Source organism: Protofrankia sp. Cj3, assembly GCF_917627355.1.
In the GTDB taxonomy this organism is placed as follows: Bacteria; Actinomycetota; Actinomycetes; order Frankiales; family Frankiaceae; genus Protofrankia.
In genome coordinates this window covers 1-4828 of record NZ_CAKJTR010000074.1, presented here as the reverse complement: position 1 = coordinate 4828, position 4828 = coordinate 1, and the positions used below count along the sequence as shown (strand labels likewise).

Annotated in this window: 5 protein-coding genes; 1 reads left to right on the top strand and 4 read right to left on the bottom strand. The window is 68.0% G+C overall.

All coding sequences use genetic code 11. The annotated features are described in order from the left end of the window. On the bottom strand, nucleotides 1–379 hold a 379-nt coding region (gene msrB / locus MJ783_RS12150), incomplete at its 3' end, for a peptide-methionine (R)-S-oxide reductase MsrB (RefSeq protein WP_239310523.1). Between the two features lie 72 nt (nucleotides 380–451). After that, nucleotides 452–907, bottom strand: coding sequence for a DUF4267 domain-containing protein (locus MJ783_RS12145; protein ID WP_239310522.1), 456 nt, complete (start codon nucleotides 905–907; stop codon nucleotides 452–454). 100 nt (nucleotides 908–1007) lie between these two features. Between MJ783_RS12145 and MJ783_RS12140 the strand changes: the two genes are divergently transcribed. After that, nucleotides 1008–1358, top strand: coding sequence for an RNA polymerase-binding protein RbpA (locus MJ783_RS12140; RefSeq protein WP_239310521.1), 351 nt, complete (start codon nucleotides 1008–1010; stop codon nucleotides 1356–1358). A gap of 113 nt (nucleotides 1359–1471) precedes the next feature. Here the strand turns inward: MJ783_RS12140 and lnt are convergent, their stop codons facing one another. Together lnt and MJ783_RS12130 are read right to left on the bottom strand one after the other, a co-directional pair. Beyond that, nucleotides 1472–4102 carry an apolipoprotein N-acyltransferase gene (gene lnt / locus MJ783_RS12135; RefSeq protein ID WP_239310520.1) on the bottom strand — a complete coding sequence of 877 codons (2631 nt, stop codon included), beginning with the start codon at nucleotides 4100–4102 and terminating at the stop codon, nucleotides 1472–1474. A 42-nt stretch (nucleotides 4103–4144) separates the two neighbouring features. Then, entirely contained in the window at nucleotides 4145–4624 is a 480-nt protein-coding gene (locus MJ783_RS12130) for a multidrug efflux SMR transporter (RefSeq protein WP_239310519.1), read from the bottom strand. Nucleotides 4625–4828 lie beyond the last annotated feature (204 nt).

The following is a 4828-nucleotide window of genomic DNA, read 5'->3' as shown; positions in this document are numbered from 1 at the left end:
GTGCGAGTGAGTTCATGCAGTACCGTTGGCCGGTCGGTTCCGGACCGTCGTCGAACACATGCCCGAGATGTGACCCACAGCGCCGGCATCGGACTTCTGTCCGGATCATGCCATGTGACGTGTCCTCCACCAGCTCTACCGCCTCGGCCACGGCGGGCTGGAAGAAACTCGGCCACCCCGAGCCGGAGTCGTACTTCGTGGCTGAGTCGAACAGCGCGTTGCCACAGGCGCCGCACCGGTAGATTCCCGTTTCCTTGCTGTAGGTGTATGCACCGGTGAAGGGCGGTTCGGTCGCTGCGTCACGCAGTACCGCGTACCGCTCCGGCGCAAGCTCCCTGCGCCACTCCTCGTCACTCTTCACGACCTGCTCCGCTGTCACGATGCTCTCCCTGCTATTAGTGCCGGACCTCGCCGGCCGGCGCGTCGGGGTCTTCGCGCACGCTGTTCTCCGCTATGTGACGTCTGATGTTTCGGCTTTGTTCCAGCGCACCGGCACGGCAACCGGGGCTGCGCCGGCAAGGCCACACACCGCTGTCGCCACCGCCACCGCCGCTGGCAGCGGAGCGATCTCGCGGCGAGCCCCGGAAGTGATCAATATCGCCGCGTCGGCCGCGTCGACGAGCATTCCCACCCATAGCCAGCCCCGAACCTGGTTGGCTTCCCGCCGGGTGAACGCGGTCAGCAGCCCGGCGCTGAGAGCCAGTTCACGGACAGCCGCCACGCGGGTTATCCACGCAGTCCGTCCGGCGGTTACCCGGTCTATCCCGGTGATCCGTGCGAATCCGGCTGGATGTGTCAGCAAACCGACACCGATTGCGCATCTGGTGACACCGATCAGACCGACGCGCAGACTGTGCGTGGCGGAAATGGGTGTTATGGCGATCGTTCTTCTACATAGTGTGAGCACGATCTCGTTACCAGCCTTGTCCTCATGGGAACGTCCAACAGAGCCTGTGCGTTGGTGATTCTGAGTTCCTCACTGGTACCGACGCTCGGGAGGGTTTTTTATGGGCGAGCGCATCCTGCGAGGCAGCCGGCTAGGTGCAGTGTCCTACGAGACGGATCGCAGCACCGAACTCGCGCCACGCCAGACCGCGTCCTACGACTGCCCGAACGGCCACCAGTTCACTATGCCCTTCGCTGCCGAGGCCGAGGTCCCGGCGGTCTGGGAGTGCCGTGTGTGTGGTGCCGGGTCGGTCATCGTCAACGGCGAGGTCCCGGAGCCGAAGAAGAGCAAGCCCCCACGTACCCATTGGGACATGCTCATGGAGCGGCGTACCACCGATGATCTCGAGGAGGTTCTGGCCGAGCGGCTTGCGGTTCTGCGGGGCACCGGTCAGGATCGCCGCTCCGCCTGACGCGAGTTTCGTCTTCGTGGCGGCGGCGGCCGGCAGCAGTGTGCGGACGATGTGGCCGACCGGGGTGGATCCGGTCGGCCACACGCATGTTCACCGGCTCACGAGAAATCGGCTCACGGGGACACGCCCGTCGCGGACCGGTCCGCGGCCTCTGCGCGGGCCAGGGGAACGTACCCGCCTTCCTTGCCGATGTGCCCCCCGGCGGCCAGGTGGCCGCCGCCGGGTGTGGCCTGCCGATCGTGACGGGTTGTCAGTGCCCACCAGGTGACCCGCCACAGGGCTTCCGCCACGATCGCGCGGCTCATCTTCGATCGTCCGTGTTCGCGTTCGACAAAAGTGATCGGGATCTCCAGGACCCGGAAGCCTGACCGCCACGCCTGCCAGGTGAGATCTACCTGGAAGCAGTATCCCTGTGACGCCACCTGCTGCAGGTCACGGCTTTTCAGGACACGCGCCCGGTAGGCCCGGAAACCAGCGGTGGCGTCCGCAAGCGGCATGCCGAGGGCGGCCCGCACGTACGCGTTCGCCCCGCGTGAGAGCAGCAGGCGTGACCGTGGCCAGTTGCGTACCTCTCCCCCGGTCACCCAGCGGGAGCCGATCACCAGATCGGCGTCACGCAGGGCCGCGAGCAGGCGTGGGAGTTCCTCGGGCTGATGGGAGCCGTCGGCGTCCATCTCGACCAGAATGTCGTAGCCCTGTCGAAGACCCCAGTCGAAACCGGCCACGTAGGCGGTGCCGAGGCCGTTTTTGGCGGCCCGGTGCAGAACGTGGACGCGCGGATCGCTCGCCGCGATCCCATCGGCGATCTCCCCGGTGCCGTCCGGGCTCGCGTCGTCGATGACCAGCAGGTCCACGTCCGGGTTGGCCGCGCGCAGCCGGATGACCGTGTTGTGAAGGTTCTCGCGCTCGTTGTAGGTCGGAACACACACGAGAACGCGCTCGTCGTCCACGCGTCTCCTTTCAGTGTCGCCGGCGGTCTCGCCGGCGGTCTCGCGGCCTGCCCCGCCCCGCTCGCGGGAGGACTTCCCTGCCCGCAGGCCGAACGTTACAGCGAGTAGTCCAAGAATCACTAGTAGAATCTCCGGGGCCGCGCCGACGCGGTCCGCGAGCGTTCGGCTGGTGCGTAGCGGGAGCGATGCGGTCAGGACGGCGGTCTCGTACAGGCCGGACTGTGCGATGACCCGGCCGTCGGGCTCGATGAGCGCGCTCTGGCCGCTGGTGGATACCTGGACCGCCGCTCGTCCATGCTCTACCGCTCGCATCCGGGTCATTGCCAGTTGTTGCTCGCTTTCGCCTTTGCGCCCGAATGAGGCGTTGTTGGTCTGTACCACCAACAGCTGCGCGCCCGCGTTGACGGTATCGCGGACAAGACCGTCATATGCTACTTCGAAGCAGATGACGTCACCGATCGTGACTGTGCCGATGTGGAGACTCCCGACGTTGCTGCCGTGCACAAAGTCATCCGGCAGTTCGGTGGCGAACCGCTTGACGAGCTTCTCCAGGACGGCCCGGCCCGGCAGGTACTCCGCGAACGGCACCGGATGCTGCTTGACGTAGATCTGGCCGGTCCAGCCATCGCCGCTCCAGCCCAGACCCGCGTTGCGCACCTTCCCCGTGCCCGGCCCGTCAAGTACCGCGCCGACGAGGAGGGGGGCGCCCACTGCCCGCGCCGCGCGGTCGAGCATGGCGGCGGCGCGGGGATCCACGAACGGGTCGACGTCCGAGGAGTTCTCCGGCCACAGAACGAGATCCGGATGCGGAACGCGTCCCGCGGTAACGTCCGTGCCGAGGCGTTCGGTCGCCGTCATGTGGTTGGCGGTCACCTGGAACATGCGCCCGAGCGCCTCCAGGCCACCGGCCCGTGGCACGTTGCCCTGGATCGCCGCCACCTGTGCGCTGCCGGCCTGCGCGGAGGTCGGCAGCGGCACGGCGAGACCGGCCGCCGTCATGGCCACGGCGGCACCCAGCGGCCAGGCCAGGGCCGCGGCCCGACGGGTACGCCCGCGGCCGGCGGCGGGCGTACCCGTGCCCGGTGAGCCCAGCGCGCCCACCGGGCTCAGTGCGAGGACCGCGGCGGCGAGCAGCGCGCCGGAGCCCGCGACAGCGGCGGTCACCAGCGGGGAGCCCCCCAGTGCCGCCAGCGGTGTCAGTGGTGTGTCCGCCTGAGTGAAGGCCAGCTTCCCCCACGGGAAGCCGCCGAACGGCACGCGTCCGCGTAGTGCCTCCTGGCCGACCCACACCGCGGCGACCCACAACGGCCAGCCACGCACCCGCATGACCAGCGTGGTCGCGGGCGCTATCAGGGCGAGCAGAGCGGCTTCCCCGATCGAGAGGACTATCCAGCCGTCCAGGCCGACGAACATGACAAAGCGCAGCATGGACAGCATGAAGGCGAGGCTGAACAGCATGCCCAGACCGGCCGAGCGCCGCAGTGGCACGCCGCGCGCCAGCAGGGTGATGACGGCTACCGAAACCGGGGCCAACGGCCAGATCCCCACCGGAGGGAATGCCAGGTACAACGCGATTCCGGCTGTGACGGCGAGCAACGGCCGAGTCAGTCGACGGGCCCGGGCGCCGGCCTGGCGGGCCGCCCGGGAATCCCCGCCAGGGCGGACCGCATCGGCTGGATCGCCTGGTTGCGATGCGCCGGCACTGCGACCCACGGTCAGCGTGTCCTGGGTTGTCACAGTCCCAGTGTCGGCCACCGCCGCGCGGGGAATCGACGGGGTCGGCGGATTGCCCATCCACAGTCATGTCAGCTGGGCATGACTGTGGATGGGCGTTGCCTATGAGTGCGGGACCGGATCGCCCGCGGATCGCCCGAGGCCTGTCTCGCCGTGGCTGGCTTCCCGGTGGTCACCGTGCTGGCGGCCACCGTGCTGGCGGTCGGCAAGAGGCAGCATCACCACGCCGATGATAATCAAGGTGAGGGATCCGATTTTGATCCAGTTCGTGGTCTCCGCGCCGATGACGATGCCGATGACAGCGACCGCCGCGGTGCCGAGCGCGCCGAAAGCGGCATAGGAGATGCTCGGGCTCAGCCCGGTGAGGGCGACCGCGAAGAGGTAGGTGGCCAGGAGGAATCCGACCACGGCGAGCATCGTGGGCAGCGGGTTGCGAAATCCGTGGGAGGCCGCGAGGGCATACGTGGCGGCCACGTCGCAGGCTATCGCGGCCAACAGTGCCAGCCAGGTCATCAGTGTCCTTGGGGTGTGATCGCGTTTTTTCTCGGGGCGGGCGCCAGGGGCGATGTCGGTGATGGTCATGGCTGTTCCCAGGAGTCCTTACGTGAGGTGATCGAGGATTCGGGCTGGTGGAATCCGTCGATCCGCGGGAAAGCGTTGTCCCGCGGCTTGGGTCCGGCTGGGACAGTGACTGAACACTACTACGCGCTGCGCACGAATGAATGCTCTGCGTGTCTTCGTGTTTCATGCGCGGCGGCCGCGCCTGGGCGAGGGCGGGCGAGGGGG